Annotated in this window: 7 protein-coding genes; 4 read left to right on the top strand and 3 right to left on the bottom strand. The window is 73.6% G+C overall.

From position 1 onward, the window contains the following. Positions 1–47: 47 nt before the first annotated feature. The gene (locus ACZ4MO_RS10505) at positions 48–4700 is read left to right on the top strand and encodes a galactose-binding domain-containing protein (RefSeq protein WP_354052660.1); all 4653 of its coding nucleotides are present in this window, start codon (positions 48–50) and stop codon (positions 4698–4700) included. 574 nt (positions 4701–5274) lie between these two features. Here ACZ4MO_RS10505 and ACZ4MO_RS10500 read toward each other — a convergent pair. Continuing rightward, positions 5275–5997: a methyltransferase domain-containing protein gene (locus tag ACZ4MO_RS10500; RefSeq protein ID WP_175007718.1), complete on the bottom strand. Its 723-nt coding sequence runs from the start codon at positions 5995–5997 to the stop codon at positions 5275–5277. Positions 5998–6034: 37 nt separating this feature from the next. Then, complete coding sequence (disA, locus tag ACZ4MO_RS10495) at positions 6035–7120, bottom strand: DNA integrity scanning diadenylate cyclase DisA (RefSeq protein WP_108048290.1); 1086 nt, start codon at positions 7118–7120, stop codon at positions 6035–6037. 207 nt (positions 7121–7327) lie between these two features. Between disA and ACZ4MO_RS10490 the strand changes: the two genes are divergently transcribed. Next, complete coding sequence (locus ACZ4MO_RS10490) at positions 7328–9787, top strand: VWA domain-containing protein (RefSeq protein ID WP_186810329.1); 2460 nt, start codon at positions 7328–7330, stop codon at positions 9785–9787. Positions 9788–9837: 50 nt separating this feature from the next. Here the strand turns inward: ACZ4MO_RS10490 and ACZ4MO_RS10485 are convergent, their stop codons facing one another. Further along, the gene (locus ACZ4MO_RS10485; RefSeq protein WP_034654931.1) at positions 9838–11301 is read right to left on the bottom strand and encodes a DNA repair protein RadA; all 1464 of its coding nucleotides are present in this window, start codon (positions 11299–11301) and stop codon (positions 9838–9840) included. Between the two features lie 85 nt (positions 11302–11386). Here ACZ4MO_RS10485 and ACZ4MO_RS10480 point away from each other — a divergent pair, with 85 nt between their 5' ends. Together ACZ4MO_RS10480 and ACZ4MO_RS10475 are read left to right on the top strand one after the other, a co-directional pair. Next, on the top strand, positions 11387–11920 hold the full coding sequence (locus tag ACZ4MO_RS10480) for an ion channel (RefSeq protein WP_175007720.1): 534 nt from the start codon (positions 11387–11389) through the stop codon (positions 11918–11920). A 509-nt stretch (positions 11921–12429) separates the two neighbouring features. Beyond that, the gene (locus ACZ4MO_RS10475) at positions 12430–15606 is read left to right on the top strand and encodes a family 43 glycosylhydrolase (protein ID WP_175007721.1); all 3177 of its coding nucleotides are present in this window, start codon (positions 12430–12432) and stop codon (positions 15604–15606) included. The last annotated feature ends 23 nt before the right edge of the window (positions 15607–15629 follow it).

The raw sequence follows: 15629 nt of genomic DNA, 5'->3' as shown, positions 1-15629 counted from the left end.
CGGGGAGAGCGTGGAGAAGGGTCGTCGCCTCGGCGATGACAGGTGCGATGGCCGCCACCGGCGTCGCACTGGCACCGGCGGCACAGGCCGACGTGGTGCCGGGGAACGAGAGCGACATCGGTGTCTACACCGACGGCACGACGGACTCGATGGACATCGGCGACCCGGTCTACAGGAACCTGGACCAGGTCGCCGCCGCCCTCGAGCCGGGCGTCCCGTGGACCGCGGGCTCGATGCACGGGTCGATCTTCGAGAAGGACCTGGCCGCGGGCGGCACCGACTACTACCTCGACCGCGTGCTCGGGGTGAGCGGGACGGCGAGCAACGGCGTGCTCCAGACGCGCGGCAGGTCGCTGTACCTGCGGGGCAACAGCAACTGGGCGGTCATGGGGTTCGCGGGCTCCGCGTTCGCGGGTGGGCCGAACAACCTCGGCAACCTCTACACCGTGACCGTGCCCGGGCAGACGATCACCGAGGTCGGGGCGCAGCGCTTCAACGCGCCGAGCCACGCGAAGGCGCGCTACACCGTCGGGACGACGGGCGTCGTCGCGGACCTCAAGAAGCTCATCACGTACGACAACGTGGCGCTGTCCGCGCTGACGTTCACCAACCCCGGCGCGAGCGACGTGACCTTCACGGTGCGCGCGTCCTCGCCGCTCGCGACGGCAGCAGCCGACGCGGCCGACGAGCTGACGGGGACCCGCACGCTGACGAGCGGGTCGAACAACGGGCTCGTGGACACGCCGTGGTCCACCGTGACGGTGGGGCTCAAGGCCCCGGGGTTCGAGCGCACGGGGACCAACCTCGACCGCGAGGTCACGGTGCCGGCGGGCGGCTCGGTCGACCTGTCGGTGCTCGGCGTGCTGTCCAGCGACACGCTCCCCGAGTCGGTGGAGAGCTTCCACGAGTACGCCGCGCTGACCCCCGCGGAGGCGTTCCGCACGGGCGTCACGGAGTTCAACCGGCAGTGGGCGGAGGACATCCCGTACATCGACGTCCCGGACGAGGCGATCGAGAAGGCGATCGTCTACCGCTGGTGGGGCGAGCGGTACAACAGCCTGGACGCGAACGAGCCCGGCTACGTGTACCAGTACCCGACGACCATCGAGGGCGTGAACCTCTACCAGAACTCGGTGGCGCTCACGCAGCCCATGCACCTGCAGGACACCAAGTGGATCCGCAACCCGTACCTCGGGTACGGGCAGGTGCTCAACATCGGTGAGCTCTCCGGGGCGTCGGCGTTCCTCGACAGCCCGGGCCACACGAGCTGGAACAACCACTACTCGCAGTACCTCGGCACCGCGGGCCTCGAGGCGTACAACGTGCACGGCGGCGGTCCGGCGGTCGCCGAGCGCTTCGCGACGTACTTCGAGGGCGACGGCACCGGGCAGCTCGAGCACTACGACGGCAACGACGACAAGCTCATCGCGTACGACACCAACTACATGCCGGGCAACGACTCCGACGCGATCAGCTTCGGGTACCCCAAGGTCGACGCGGGGGCGCCGGGCGCGCGGACGATCGAGCGCCCGGAGTCCGCGTACGTGTGGGGCGCGTTCGACGCCGCCCGCCAGCTCTACGCGATGGCGGGGGCGGACCCGGAGAAGGTCGCGGAGATGGGGCAGACCGCCGACGAGATCCGGGACGCCATCCTCGGGCGGCTGTGGAGCGAGGAGACGCGCATGTTCCTCGCGGGGACGTCGCACGGCGCGACGTCGGGCGGGAACCAGAACCCGCTGAGCCAGGCCGAGCGCGACCTCATCCCGGCGAAGGAGTCGAACCTCTACGACATCTACGCCGAGAACCTCATCCCGGTCGAGGACGCCGACACGTACGTCGACGGGTTCCGCTTCCTGCGCTACGGGGACAACTTCCCGATCTTCCCGTTCTACACGGCCAACCAGTACGACCGGGCCAAGTACGGCATCGGGGGGTCGAACAACTTCTCCAACATCAACTTCACGGTCCAGTACCGGGGCGTGCGGTCCGCGCTGCGGCACTACGACCCCGACCACACCTACGTCACGCCCGAGTACGCGGCGAAGCTCCTCGACTGGATGGCGTGGAGCATCTACCCGAACGGCGACGCCCTCGTCCCCAACCAGGCCGAGTACTACTCGAACTGGAACGCGAGCACGCAGACGTTCAACCGCAACAACCCGAACCACGTGATGCTCGGCAACATGAACTACATCTACGTCGAGGACATGGGCGGCATCCAGCCGCGGTCGGACGACAAGATCGAGCTCTGGCCGATCGACCTCGGGTACGACCACTTCATGGTCAACAACCTGCGGTACCACGGCACCGACGTGACGATCGTCTGGGACGAGGACGGCTCGCACTACGGCCTCGGCGAGGGATACAGCCTCTTCGTCGACGGTGAGCGCAAGGCCGCGGCCGACGGGCTCGGCCGGTTCGTCTACGACCCGGCGGCCAACGAGGTCGTGGAGTCGGACGAGGGCCTCGCGGTCCAGGTCGTCGCCGACGAGGGCGCCGCCGTGCCCACGGCCGTGGACACCCCGATCGAGGACGAGCGCGTCGTGTCGTACCTGAGGACGGCCGGCATCGACCTCACCGAGGACGCCGACAACCTCGCGCGCGGCGCGGAGCTGTCGTCGTCGGCCACCCAGCAGGGTGCGCGCCCGACCCCGTGGCGCCAGTTCCACACGCCGGGCTGGAGCACGGGCTCGATGAACTACACGCCGGGCGCGATCAAGGAGACCGAGCGGCCCGTGTCGCTCGACGCGGTCACGGACGGCAGCACCGCCAACGAGCCTTTCTGGGGCAACTACGGCACGGAGGGCGACACGGGCTACGTGGAGCTCGACCTGGGCGAGCCGACGACGTTCGACAACGTCAAGGTCTGGTTCGTCAGCGACCGGCAGGCGGGCGGGTACCGCGAGCCGCTGCGGTACTCGGTCCAGGTGCCCGACGGGTCCGGCGGCTGGACGACCGTGCCGGACGCGTTCAAGGCGCCCAAGGTCCCCGGGCCCAAGTTCAACGAGGCGCTGTTCGAGGCCGTGACGGCGGACAAGGTCCGGGTCGCGTTCACGAACACGCCGTCGTCCTGGACGGCGATCTCGGAGATCCAGGTCTTCGACTCGGGCCGCGAGGTGCCCGAGGTCGTCAACGACGCCCCGGCGGTCGGGGTGAACGTCGACCGGTCGAAGGACGGGAACCTCTCCACCACGCTCGTCGGCACGGTGACCGACGACGGGATCCCGGAGGACGGGACGCTCACCTACGGGTGGTCGACGGTCTCCGCGCCCGACGGGGCGAGCGTCATCTTCGGTGCTGCCGACGCCCTCACCACGACGGTGACGGGCACGGCCCCGGGGGTGTACACCTTCCGGCTCACGGCGTCCGACGGCGAGCTCACGACCGAGCGCGACGTCGAGGTCGAGCTCACCGAGAAGGCGACGTCCGCCGAGTTCGGGACGCTCGCGACCGTCACGACGAGCGGGTCCGCCTCCTGGGAGAACCCGCTCCGGGTCAACGAGCCCTCGACGCCCGCGAGCTCGAACCCCGGTGCGGGCAACGGCTGGGGCACGTGGGGGCAGCCCGCGAACGGCACGAGCGCGCAGAACGCCGCGTGGATCCGGTACGCGTGGGAGTCGCCCGTGCTGGTCGCGTCGACCGACATCTACTGGTACGACGACAACGGTGGGACGCGCATGCCGCGTGCGGACACCTACACGGTCGAGCACTCGCAGAACGGCACCGACTGGACGCCCGTCACCCTGACCGAGGGCTCCACGTACGCGGACGCGCTCCAGCGCAACGCGTACAACCACCTGGAGTTCGAGCCCGTCGAGGCCAGCTACCTGCGGGTCCGGATCACGGGCGTGCAGACCGGCGGCGCCGGCACCGGCATCCTGCGGTGGCGCGTCAACGGCGACACCGTCGACTCCGTGGCGAGCCCCGTGATCCTGCGGACCGTCACGGGCGAGGTGCCGGAGCTTCCCTCGACGCTCGACGTCGTGTACTCGAGCGGGCGCCGCGGTGCCGTCGAGTTCACGTGGCAGCCGATCACGCCCGCCATGGTCGCCGAGACCAACGTCGAGCCGTTCACCGTCTACGGCACCAACACGACCTACGGCCTCATCGCCGAGGCCCAGGTGTACGTGCGGCCGGAGAGCTCGCAGGGCGGCATCTCCGTCCAGGGCGCCGAGCAGTTCGAGCAGAGCGTCGACGTCGGCGAGCAGCCGTGGCTGCCCACCAGGGTCCTCGTCTCCTACAACGACGGCTCGCGCGACAACCAGGCCGTCGGGGTCGAGTGGGACTTCGACGAGAGCGTCGTCGAGACGCCGGGCGTGTACGTCGTCCGGGGCGACCTCGTCCTCCCGGACTACGTCAGCACGGCCGGCACCACGACGACGACGCTCACGCTCACCGTGGGCGACGGCGCTCCCACGGGCCCGGCCGTCACGGTGACGACCGAGACCCGCTGCCTCGCCGGCAAGGTCTACGTCGCGGTCCGCGCGCAGAACGACGACGACGCGCCCCTCACGGTGCGCCTCGACACGCCGTTCGGCACCAGGACCGTCAACGGCGTCGAGCCGGGGAAGAACGCCTACCAGTCGTTCGCCTCCCGCGGGTCCTCCGTCGAGGCCGGTGAGGTCACGGTCGTGGCCACCGACGCCGGGGGGAGGTCGACGACCGTCACGGAGCAGTACGACGCCCGCTCCTGCGGCTGACCCGCAGCGCGCGTCGCACCACCGTCTCGCCCCGGTCCGTCCCCACGGACCGGGGCGAGACCCGTCTGCGAGGGAGAACCGTGGTCCGCCGAGGTAGAGCCCTGGTCCGCCGAGGTAGAGCCGTGGTCGTGCGAGGTAGAGCCGCGGTCACGCTGCCCGACGGCGTGTGGTTGCGTGGGGTGGGCGGGGTGGGTGGTGGTGCCGCGTCTACCATCCGCCGCTCGTTCCTCGCGGCTCCCGCCAGGCCCGCCGCGACGCGGCACCACCACCCACCCCGCCCGGCGTCGTCTCGCCCTGGTCTTGGCTCGCCCGGGCGACCGCCCGGGATCGCGGATCCGCATGTGCAACGCCCTGGACGTCCAGCGAGAACGAGAGCACCACGGTCTTCGACTGTGGGATCGCGGCCATCCGTCGTCGATGGACGTTCTCCTTCAGCGGACCAGGGTTCTACCTCGGCGGGCCAGGGTTCCACCTCGGCGGGCCAGGGCTCTACCTCGCGCGACCAGGGTTCTACCTCGGCCAACCACGGCTCTACCTCGCGCTACCAGTGCTCCCTCGGCGGGGCGGGGACGTGTCAGCGGCGGGCCAGGGCCCAGCGGAAGGTGTTGCGCAGCAGGTAGGAGCCGTCGGGGCGCCGGAACGGCCGTGCGGCGCGGAGCACGTCGGGACGGAGCTCGGCGCGCAGCTCGTCCGACTCGCCGAACATGATCGCGGCGACGACCTCGTCCGCGTCGGCGAGCGCCATCGGCGCGTCCGCGACCCCTTCCGCGACCGGGGTGAAGCCGTGCTCGGCGAGGAGCGCGCCGAGGTGTCCCTCCTCGCGGCTCTCGTCGCTCGCCTCGTGGTCCTCGTCCGCGACCGCGCGCTCGAGGACGGTCAAATCGTTCAGCGCGTCCTCGGCCCACGTCGCGACGGCGACCAGCTCGCCGACGCGGCGGCACTCGCTGAGCGTCCTCGCGACGTCGGTGAAGGCGAGCGCGTTGACGAGCGTCACGAGGTCGAAGGAGTCGTCGGGCCAGGGGAGGCGCTCCGCCTGCGCGACGCGCAGGTCCGCGTCCGGGCTGCGGCGCCGGGCGGCGTCGACCATCCCCGCGGCGGCGTCGCACCCGGCGGCGTCGGCCCCGCGGGCCACGGCCAGGGCGACGAGCTCGCCCGTGCCGCACCCGACGTCGAGCACGCGGGAGCCCGGCCCGACGCCCGCGGCGTCGAGGATCGCCCGCTGGGCGGGCTCGGCGGCGGGCGCCCACCAGCGCGCCCAGGCGTCGGCCAGTGCCGACCACTCGTCGACGTGGTCCACGGTCCCCTCCGTGTGCGTCGTGCGGACGGTCGGAGCGTCAGACGTAGCGCTCGAGGATGCTCGACTCCGCGAGCCGGGACAGGCCCTCGCGCACGGCGCGGGCCCGCTGCTCGCCGACGCCGTCGACGGTCATGAGGTCGTCGATGCTCGCCGCGAGGAGCTTCTGCAGGCCGCCGAAGTGCGCCACGAGCCGGTCGATGATCGTCGCGGGCAGGCGCGGCACCTTCGACAGGAGGCGGTACCCGTGCGGGGCGACCGCGGCGTCGAGCGCGTCGCCGCCGCCCGGCAGGTCGAGCACGCGGCCGATCTGACCGAGGTCGAGCAGCTGCGTGGAGTCGAGGCCGCCGAGGGCCTTCTGCACGTCCGCGAGCGAGCGGTCCTTGCGGCCGAGGTCGACGTAGTCCCGGATGACGAACTCGCGGTCCGAGCCGATGCCGCCGATGAGCTCGTCGAGCTGGAGCGCGAGGAGGCGGCCGTCGGTGCCGAGCTCGATGACGTAGCCGGCGATCTCCTCGGAGATGCGCGCGACCATCTCGAGGCGCTGCACGACGGCGCAGACGTCGCGCACCGTGACCAGGTCCTCGATCTCGAGCGCGGACAGCGTGCCGGACACCTCGTCGAGGCGCGCGCGGTAGCGCTCGAGCGTCGCGAGCGCCTGGTTGGCGCGCGACAGGATGGTGTCGGAGTCCTCCAGGACGTGGCGCTGTCCGCCGACGTACAGCGCGACGATCCGCATCGACTGGCTCACCGAGATGACGGGGAAGCCGCTCTGCTTCGCCACGCGCTCGGCCGTGCGGTGCCGCGTCCCGGACTCGGTCGTCTCGATCGTCGGGTCCGGCAGGAGCTGGACGGCGGCGCGGAGGATGCGGTTGGCGTCGCGGTCGAGCACGACGGCGCCGTCCATCTTCGACAGCTCGCGCAGCCGCGTCGCGGAGAACCCGACGTCGAGCTGGAAACCGCCCGAGCACATCTCCTCGACGACCTTGTCCAGGCCCAGCACGATGAGCGCGCCGGTCCGGCCGCGCAGGATGCGCTCGAGACCGTCACGGAGCTCGGTGCCCGGTGCCACGGCGGCGAGGGTCTCCCGGAGCAGCTCGTCGGGGTGCGCGGGGGAGTTGGCCACGGTCGAATCCTACGCTGCGAGCCCATCGCCACCCTCGGGAAACCCCCGGGACACGCCACAAAGCGGTCACGATCCGGTCTCGGTGCGTGCGACGGGGCGCCGGGCGGCGACGCGCGCGGAGCGCGGCCGTCTGGGGTGGCCGAACGTCGTGGCCTCCGTCACAGTGTGGAGGTCGAGCAGTCCGCGAGCGGTCCCCGGGAGAAGCCCATGCCACGTCGTCGGTCGTCCGAGCGCGTCCGCAGGTCCGCCGCGGCAGGCGCCGCATTCGTCCTCGTCGCCCTGACGGCGCTCGCGACGGGGACGCCCGCGACCGCGGACGTCCCGGCCCCCGGCGAGGGCGAGGCGGTCGTGACGGTGCGGGTCGGGGGCGACCGGGTCGCGACCCGGGAGGTCGCGCCGCTGCCGGGCGTCGTCCTCGGGCTGTACGCGGACGCGACCGCGACCGAGCCCGTGGACCCGGGCTGGGGCCTGTGCACGGCGGACGCCGACGGCGACTGCTCCTTCGTCGTGCCCGACACGGGGGAGGGCGGTGCCAACGCGGGGGCCCGGTTCGTCGTCCGGCAGGTGTCGGCACCCGACGGCTGGTACACCAACCCGACCTTGCGGACGGGAGCGGGGAGCGGGTCGGGCTCCGTCGCGCGGCCGTACGAGTTCCTCACGCCGCCGCTCGCGGCGGGGCAGACGGTCAGCTCGCTCGCCGCGACACCGACGTTCATGTTCGGCAGCGCCGGCAGCGGTCGACCCGAGACCGACTCGGAGGGCGTGTGGCAGCAGTCCCGCACGAACCCGGCGTTCGCCGCGCAGTGCGGGGTCGACGTCGCGCTCGTCCTCGACCTCTCGGCGTCCCTCGGGAGCCAGGTGGCGAACCTCAAGGCCGCGACCGACTCGATCGCCGACGCGCTCGTCGGGACCCCGTCGCGCATGGCGGTCTTCTCGTTCGACGGGACGTCGCCCGCGACGAACGGCGCGAACTTCCCGGCGCTCGTCCCCGTGTCGACGCAGCCGGGCGCGGACGCGTTCAAGGCCCGGTACGCGGGGTGGGGGACGGGGTCCGGGACCAACTGGGACCAGGCCCTGTGGTCCGTCGCGCAGGCCGCGCCGGACTACCAGGTCGTCGTCCTGCTCACCGACGGCAACCCGACGCGGTTCAGCGCCGACCCGCTGCTCGGCAGCGGCGGCACCACGCACTTCCGGGACGTCGAGAACGGGATCTACTCCGCCGACGCCGTCAAGGCGCGGGGGTCCCGGCTCCTCGCGCTCGGGGTCGGGAGCGGCATCGACGACGTGACGCGCCTGAACCTGCGGGCGCTCTCCGGCGAGACCTTCTACGAGGGCGACGACCCGCGGTCGGCCGACTACTTCGACCTCGCCGACTTCGAGTCCGCGGGGTCCGCGCTCCGGGACGTGCTCCTCTCGGGCTGCGCGTCGCGGCTGACCGTGACGAAGGAGCTCGTCCCCGCGGAGAACCTCGGCGAGGACGTCACGGGCGCGGTGCCCGCGGGGCCGGGGTGGGAGATCTCGGCCGGCACGGCGACGGCCGGGGTCACGGTCACGCCGCCGACGCAGACGACGCCCGACGACGGGACCGGCAGCGTCGTGTTCGACGTCGACTACGGGGCGGAGCCGCAGCCCGCGTCGCTCACCGTCGCGGAGACGCAGCAGGACGGCTACGACCTGGTCACCGCCGCCGGCGCGAACGCCGTGTGCGTCGACAAGCTCGCGCAGGACGCGCCGGTCGCCGTCGAGAGCTCCGGGGCCACCGGCTTCACGGTCGACCTCCCGCCGTCGGGGTTCGTGAGCTGCACGATCCGCAACCGGCCGCAGTCCGCGGTCGTCGTCGACAAGACGTGGGTCGTCCGCGGCGAGGTCTACGCCGAGGGCGAGCAGCCGGAGGGCCTGGAGGCCGCGCTCACGCTCACCGGGCCCGACGGCGCCGCGCCGAGCGCCCAGCCGTGGGGCACCGAGCGGGGCGGGTACGCGGGCGCGCAGGAGGTCGTCGTGGACGAGACGACGACCCTCCCCGCGGGCTGCGTCCTCACCGGTGCGCGCGTGACGACGGTCGACGGGGAGGCGGTCGACGAGGCGCTGCCCTTCACGACGACCGCGGGGTCGCCGACGCGGGAGGTGGGCGTTACGAACGAGGTCGTGTGCCCGCCGATGCTCACGCTGGTCAAGGAGGTCGTCAACGACGACGGCGGCACCGCCGCGCCCGCGGACTGGACGCTCACGGCGTCCGGGTCCCCCGAGACCGGCGACCTCGTCGTCACCGGGGCGTCGGGGAGCGACGACGTCACGGCGGTGCCCGTCGAGGAGGGGGCGTACGCGCTGGCCGAGGAGGGTCCCGCCGGCTACACCGCGCTCGGGTGGGAGTGCGTCGACGGGGAGGGCGCGGCGCTCGCCGTCGAGGACGACGTCGTCGACATCGGGCCCGACGACGCCGTGACGTGCACCGTGACCAACGACGACGACCTCGCGCCCACGACGCCGGCGCCCGAGCCCTCCGAGCCGGGAGCCACGGCCGCGCCCGGCCCCGGTGGCGGCGGCCCGCTCGCGACGACGGGCGCGAGCGTCGCGCTGCTCACGGTGCTGGCCGGCCTGGCGGTGGCCGTCGGCACGGGGACGGTCCTGGTGGTGCGGCGTCGGCGCTCGGCCGGAGCTCAGGGCTGACGACCGCGGCCGGGCAGCGGTCGGGGGCTGTCCGGCCGCGGCCCGGGCGCTCAGCTCCGCGCGAGCTCGACCGCCTCGCCGAGGTGCCGCGCCGGGTGGATGGTCATGCCCTCGACGGGGCGCGGGAACGACCCCCGCGGCACGACGGCGCGCGTGAAGCCGAGGCGCGCGGCCTCGGCCAGCCTGCGGTCGAGGCCGGCGACCGGGCGGATGTCCCCGGCGAGGCCGACCTCGCCGAACGCGACGGTGCCCTGCGGGAGGGCCTCGTCCTCCCGCGCGGACAGGACGGCGAGCGCGATCGAGAGGTCGGCGGCCGGCTCGGTCACCTTGGCGCCGCCCACGGTCGACGCGTAGACGTCCTGGTCGACGAGCCGCACGCCCGCGTGGCGGTGCATGACGGCGAGGATCATCGCGAGGCGGCTCGAGTCGACGCCGCTCGTGGTGCGGCGCGGGTTCGTCAGCGAGCTCGGCACGACCAGCGACTGGATCTCGAGCGCGAGCGGGCGGCGGCCCTCGAGCGTCACGGTGACGCACGTTCCGGGCACGCCCGCGCCGGTGTGGGAGAGGAAGAGGCCGCTCGGGTCGGCGAGCCCCACGATCCCGTTCTCGGTGAGGTCGAAGCACCCGACCTCGTCGGTGGGCCCGTAGCGGTTCTTCACCGCGCGGACGAGGCGCAGGCGCGAGTGGCGGTCGCCCTCGAACTGGCACACGACGTCGACGAGGTGCTCGAGCGTGCGCGGGCCGGCGACCGAGCCGTCCTTCGTGACGTGCCCGACGAGGATCACGGGCAGGTCGCGGGCCTTCGCCGCGGCGATGAGCGACGCCGCGACCTCGCGCACCTGGCTCACACCGCCGGGCGCTCCCTCGACCTGCGCGGACGCGATGGTCTGTACCGAGTCGACCACCAGCAGGTCGGGCTCCGTGGCCTCGATGTGCCCGAGGACGGTCGCCAGGTCCGTCTCTGCCGCGAGCAGCAGCCCGGGCGCGAGGGCGCCGACGCGCTCGGCGCGCAGCCGCACCTGCCCGGCCGACTCCTCGCCCGTGACGTAGAGGACGCGCCGCGGGACGGGGGCGGGCCGCGCCGCCTCCGCGGGCGCGCGCTCTCCGGCGGGCCGGACCGTCGGCAGGTCGGAGCCGCCCGCGGCGACGTTGCTCGCCACGGCGAGCAGGAGCGTCGACTTGCCGACGCCGGGCTCCCCGGCGAGGAGCACGACGGCACCCGGGACGATGCCGCCGCCGAGCACGCGGTCGAACTCGGACACGCCGGTGGGCGTGGCGCGCGCGGCCTCGACGCTGATCTCGCCGATGGGGCGCGCGGGGGAGCGCGTGGGCGACACGGCCGTGGTGCGGGGGCCCGAGGCGGCCGGGGCGTCCTCCGTCACCGTGCCCCACTCCTGGCACTCGCCGCACCGGCCCACCCACTTCGCGGTGGTCCACCCGCACTCGCTGCAGCGGTAGGCGGGGCGGGCTCGCTTGGCGGCCGCGGAGCGGGCCGCGGTGGTCGACGACGTCACGCGCCCCAACCTAGCCAGCACCCCTGACACCGGCACGCCGCCGGCACGCCGCGACGAGCGGGCGCCGGCGCGGGATGCTGGGCCCATGCGCAAGCGCGGCCTCTCGCACGACAGCCCGTGGTGGACGCCGATCCTCACGGTGACCTCGACGGTTGCGTGCCTGACGGTCTACTACGGCGTGCCCCTGCCCGACGACGCGCCCGAGGTGGTCCAGCTCGTCTCCTTCGGCATCGGGCTGGCGCTGCTGTGCGGGCTCCTCGTGGTCCAGGTGCGCCGCCAGCTCCGCGCGTGGGAGACGCCGAGCGTGCGGGTCCAGTCCGTCATGGGCCTGCTGCTGCCGGTCGTGACGTTCTTCGCGCTCGTCTACTACCTCCTCGCCGACCAGTTCGTGGGGATCGAGAACCGGACCGACGCGCTCTACTTCGCCGTCGTGACGCTCGGGACGGTCGGGTACGGCGACGTCCACCCCATGGGCGAGGCCGCGAAGATGGTGGCGATGGTCCAGATCGTGCTGGACCTCGTCGTCGTCGGCGTCCTGGTGTCCATCGCCACGTCTCGCGCCCGCGCCCGGGCGGAGCGCCGCGAGCGTGCAGAGCGCGCCGAAAACCACGCAGACTGATCTTTCGTCGGCAGGCTCTCCTCGTCCTGACGGCCAGGCGTCCGTGCGGCGGAAACCCAGGCCTTTCCTTCGGTGCACCGAGGACGCCCCACGCGGCCGTGCGGGCGGTGCTCCACCTCCACCCCGAAAACCATTGCGAAGCGGTTTCCGTCTGTGGCATGGTCGGCACGACGACCGGCTCGACGACGAGAGGTGGACGCCCGTGACGACGCGAGCGCGACGACGGCCCGCACCACGCACCGCCGCGGTGCGAGCCGCTCTCGGCCCGCCCGCCACCTGACCACGGGACCGCCACGGCGGTGCCCGGCGGTGACGCGTCCGACCCCCGCCCACGGGGGCGTCACCGCCGTCCCGCACGCCCGTACCGACCGTCGGACCGTCCGCCCTGCCCGCCGGCACGGGCTCCACGACCGTGCGCCCCGGGGGCCGAGGGAACTCCCGGGGCGCACGACCTCCACGCAGGACCCGCAGGCCGCGCCGACGCGGCCCGACCGTCAGGAGACCAGCCCATGACCGACAGGACCAGCACCCGGCCCTCCCGCGGGCGGAGCCCCGCGCGGGGGGTCGTCGCGAGCGTCGTGGGCGGCGCCCTCGCGCTCACCGGGATCGCCGCGACCACGGCCCCGGCCGCCACGGCGGCGGAGCCCTCCACGTTCACGAGCACGGAGAACCCGATCCTCGGGGACGGGAGCTACTACTCGGCCGACCCGGCCCCGCTCGTCGTGCCCGCGGGCGCGCCCGGGAACGCCACGGGCGCCGACCAGCTCTACGTCTACACCGGCCACGACGAGGCCGGTCCGCGGCAGAACGACTTCATCATGAACGAGTGGGGTGCGTTCGTGACGAGCGACGTCGACGCGGGAGAGTGGACGCACCACCCGTCCCTCATGCGCCCGGAGGAGGTCTTCGACTGGGCGACGCCGGGGCGCGCCTACGCGGGCCAGGTCGTGCAGGGCGTGGACGGGCGCTACTACTGGTACGTCCCCGTGCACGAGGCGGACAGCCCGGCGAGCGACGCGTTCGGCATCGGCGTCGCGGTCTCGGAGTCCCCGACGGGCCCCTGGACGGACCACGTGGGCGCTCCGATCATCTCCCAGCGCGTCCCGACGCCGAACACGATCCACAACATCGACCCGACGGTCCTCGTGGACGGCGAGGGCGACGACGCCCGCGTCTACGTCTGGTGGGGCAGCTTCTCGAACCTGCGCATGCTCGAGCTGGGCCGGGACATGAGAACGCCGGTCGGCCAGGTCCGCACGGTCACGGGCCTCACCGGCTTCTTCGAGGCGGCGTGGGCGTTCGAGCGCGAGGGCACCTACTACATGGCCTACGCGGGGAACGACGCCGGCCCGACGTCCGCGTGCACCCCCGCCAGCTACCACGCGTGCATCGCGTACGGCACGGCGTCGTCGCCGGAGGGTCCGTGGACCTACCGCGGCACGGTCCTCGCCCCGGTGTCCTCCACCACGAGCCACCCGGGCATCCTCGAGTTCGACGGCGAGTGGTGGATCGCGTACCACACCGCGGACGCCGAGGGCGGCAACCACTTCCGCCGCTCCGTCGCGATCGACCGGGTCGAGTGGGACGACACGCAGTCGCCGCCGCGGATGAAGCAGGTCGTCACGACGCCGGAGAAGGTCCGGGACACGACCCCGCGCGCGAACGTCGCGCAGGAGGCGACGGTCACGGTCTCCAACGAGCCCGTGCCGACGCAGTACTGGAAGAAGGCGCTCAACGACGAGATCGTGCGGCCGAACCCGCTGCCCCCGGACATGTGGGGCACGTGGACGGGGAACAACCCGGCCCAGCAGTGGGTCCAGTACACGTGGGACCAGCCGGTGCGGGTCGCGGGCTCGCAGATCGAGTTCTGGAACGACCAGCCGCAGGGCACGGGCGTCGGCGTCGCGGCGCCCGCGTCGTGGCGCATCCAGTACTGGGACGCGGCCGACGGCGGCGCGTGGGTCGACGTGCGCGACCCGAGCGGCTACGGCACCGGGACGAACGGCTTCCAGGAGACGACGTTCGAGCCGGTCACGACGACCCAGGTGCGCGCGGTCCTCGACGCCTCGACCAACGGCAGCACCTACTCGGCGGTGGCCGTCGAGGAGTGGAAGGTCCTGGCGGAGCAGCCCGCCGCCGTCGAGCCGCCCGGCGCGACGGTCGAGGTGGGCGAGACGGACCTGCCCAGGACCGTCCCGGTGACCTACCCCGACGGGGAGACGCTCCACGTCCCGGCGTTCTGGGACGCCGTCGGGGCCGACGACGTCGCCGCCCCGGGCGCGTTCACGGTCGACGGGTCGGTGCTCGGGTACGCGGGCGGACGGGTGACGACGGGCGTCACGGTGGTCCCGGCGGAGCCGGCACCGGGCGACGAGACGCCCCCGACGCTCACCCTCACGCCGCTCGGCAGCGCGGGCAGCGGCGGCTGGTTCCGCTCGGACGTGCGCGTGCGCGTCGACGGCACCGACGACTCGGGCGGGCGCGTGGTGCTCACCACGCGTGTCGACGACGGTGCGCCCGTCGTCACGGACCCGGTGCGGACGGCCGAGGTCGCGGTGGCCGGGGACGGCGAGCACCGTGTCGTGGCGACGGCCGCGGACCGCGCGGGCAACCTCTCCGAGGAGGTGTCGCTCGACGTGCGGATCGACCGGGTGGCGCCGGTCAGCAGCGGCGTGCTCGACGCCGCGGCGCGCACCGTGACGGTCACGGCGACCGACGCGACCTCGGGCGTCGCGCGCGTCGAGTACGCGATCGGCACCGGGGCGTGGCGGACGTACGACGGTCCGGTGGCCCCGCCGGACACGAACCAGCACCGCGTGTCGTTCCGCGCGGTGGACGCGGCGGGCAACGCGGAGACGCCGAAGGTCGTCACGGTCCCGGCGGACGTCTCCGGCCCGCTCACGGGGAACGTCGCGTCGATCGCGACGGCGAGCGCGTCGTACACCGCCGGGTGGAACAGCGTGGGCGCGCTCAACGACGGCGCCGACCCGGCGAACCCGAGCCAGGCCCAGATCTGGGGCACGTGGTCCGGGACGCGCCCGGCCACCCAGTGGGTCCGGTACGACTGGTCCCGGCCCGTCCGCCTCACGGGCGCCGAGCTGAAGTTCTGGCGGGACTCGAACCCGGGCACCGGGGACGGCGTCGTCCGCCCCGACGCGTGGGCGCTCGAGTACTGGGACGAGGCGGCGCAGGCGTGGGCTCCGGTGGCGAACCCCTCCGGGTACGGCACGAGCACGACCGCCTTCAACACGGTCGCCTTCGACCCGGTCACCACCTCGCGGCTGCGGGCGACGTTCACGGCGAACGGCAACGGCAGCACGTACTCCGCCGTCGCGGTCACGGAGTGGCGCGTGTTCGCGGACGACCCGGGCACGGGCGGCCCCGGGCCGGACCTCCCCGTCACGGTGACGGCGCAGCCGCGCTGCCTCGCCGGGAAGGCGTACGTCGCGGTCGTCGCGAGCCACGAGCACGACGGCCCGGTCGACCTGGTCGTCGAGACCCCCTACGGCACGCGCGAGTTCCCCGCCGTCGCCCCGGGTCGGAGCGCGTACCAGTCGTTCGCGGTGCGCGCGGCGGACGTCCCGGCGGGCGGCGTCGTCGTCCGGGCGGCTGCGACGGTCGACGGCGCGGCGGTCACGTCGGAGACGACGGCGGAGCACACCGGGCTGGGCTGCGGACGACAGTGACGACGGGCGGGTGAACCCGCCCG

This window comes from Sphaerisporangium cinnabarinum, from assembly GCF_055567015.1.
Note: the sequence above shows the minus strand (reverse complement) of the source record. Positions and strands in the feature narration are given on the sequence as shown.